Raw genomic sequence first — 1,799 nt, 5'->3', positions numbered from 1 at the left:
CTTTTCGATCGAGCAGACGATGATGCAGTTGTCCTTTATGTCGCGGACAACTTCCATTTCATATTCTTTCCAGCCGATCAGTGATTCGTCGATCAGCAGCTCTTTGGTCGGCGACAGATCCAGACCACGGGCGCAGATTTCTTCGAACTCTTCACGGTTGTACGCGATACCGCCACCGGTGCCGCCCATGGTGAAGGACGGGCGGATGATGCACGGGAAGCCCAGCGTCTCGAGGACGGCGTTGGCTTCTTCCATGCTGTGCGCAATACCGGAGCGCGGGCACGCCAGGCCGATGGATTTCATCGCCTTGTCGAAACGCGAACGGTCTTCAGCCTTGTCGATGGTGTCGGCGTTGGCACCGATCATCTCTACGCCGAACTTCTCCAGAACGCCTTCGCGCTCCAGGTCCAGGGCGCAGTTCAGAGCGGTCTGGCCACCCATGGTTGGCAGTACGGCGTCCGGACGCTCTTTTTCGATGATCTTGGCCACGGTCTGCCATTTGATCGGTTCGATGTAAGTGGCGTCGGCCATGTCCGGGTCGGTCATGATCGTGGCCGGGTTGGAGTTCACCAGGATGACGCGGTAACCCTCTTCGCGCAGGGCTTTGCAGGCCTGGGCGCCGGAGTAGTCGAATTCGCAGGCCTGGCCGATAACGATCGGGCCAGCGCCGAGAATCAGGATGCTTTTAATGTCTGTACGTTTTGGCATGGGTTGTCACTCAAATCCGCAGGTCAGTCGGCAAGCCGTCTTGATCGATCTCTGAAGTCCCGAAGGGGCCACCGGTGCCGGGGCCGCCCTCGAGGGCTTCTCTCTACAGTCTCAAGGCGAACGCTTAGCGTCGCTTGGCCATCTCGTTGATGAAGCGGTCGAACAGTGGCGCGACGTCGTTCGGGCCCGGGCTCGCTTCAGGGTGGCCCTGGAAGCTGAACGCGCTCTTGTCGGTGCGCTCGATGCCTTGCAGGGTGCCGTCGAACAGCGATTTGTGGATCGCGCGCACGTTGCCCGGCAGGGTGGCTTCGTCGACCGCAAAACCGTGGTTTTGGCTGGTGATCATCACAACGCCAGTGTCCAGATCCTGCACCGGGTGGTTGGCACCGTGGTGGCCATGGCCCATTTTCAGGGTCTTCGCGCCGGAGGCCAGTGCCAGCAACTGGTGGCCGAGGCAGATGCCGAATACCGGCGTCTCGGTTTCCAGCACTTCCTTGATTGCCTGAATTGCGTAGTCGCATGGCTCCGGATCGCCAGGGCCGTTGGACAGGAACACGCCGTCCGGCTTCAGCGCCAGGACATCGGCAGCCGGAGTCTGCGCAGGCACTACGGTGACGCGGCAGCCGCGCTCGACCAGCATGCGCAGGATGTTGACCTTGACGCCATAGTCGAAGGCCACCACGTGATACGGCAGCTCGGAAGCTTCGATGGTCGCGTGGCTGTCGGTTTTCAGATCCCAGACAGTCGAGCGCCATTCGTACTGAGTCTTGGTGCTGACGACTTTCGCCAGATCCATGCCCTTCAGGCCCGGGAAGCCTTGCGCAGCGGCGATGGCCGCTTCTTCGGAGATGTTGTCGCCGGCCATGATGCAGCCGTTCTGAGCGCCTTTTTCACGCAGGATGCGGGTCAGGCGACGGGTGTCGATACCGGCGATTGCCACTACATTGTTGGCTTTCAGGTAATCGGACAAGGACATTGTGTTACGCCAGTTGCTCGCTACCAGCGGCAGGTCACGGATGACCAGGCCAGCGGACCAGACGCGGTCGGACTCGGCATCTTCCGGCGTGGTACCGGTGTTGCCGATGTGCGGG

The 1,799-nt window shown here is 61.0% G+C and carries 1 protein-coding gene and 1 pseudogene; both read right to left on the bottom strand.

Going from position 1 to position 1,799, the window contains the following annotated elements:
- Positions 1–708 (bottom strand): annotated as a pseudogene (gene carB, locus ACIGDJ_RS27325) (carbamoyl phosphate synthase large subunit); the annotation flags it as partial.
- A 124-nt stretch (positions 709–832) separates the two neighbouring features.
- The coding region (gene carA / locus ACIGDJ_RS27320; RefSeq protein WP_397504679.1) for a glutamine-hydrolyzing carbamoyl-phosphate synthase small subunit at positions 833–1,799 on the bottom strand (967 nt) is incomplete at its 5' end.

The sequence above is a fragment of the Pseudomonas sp. NPDC079367 genome (assembly GCF_044542195.1).
Taxonomy (GTDB): Bacteria; Pseudomonadota; Gammaproteobacteria; order Pseudomonadales; family Pseudomonadaceae; genus Aquipseudomonas.
This window is presented reverse-complemented; position numbering and strand designations above follow the sequence as displayed.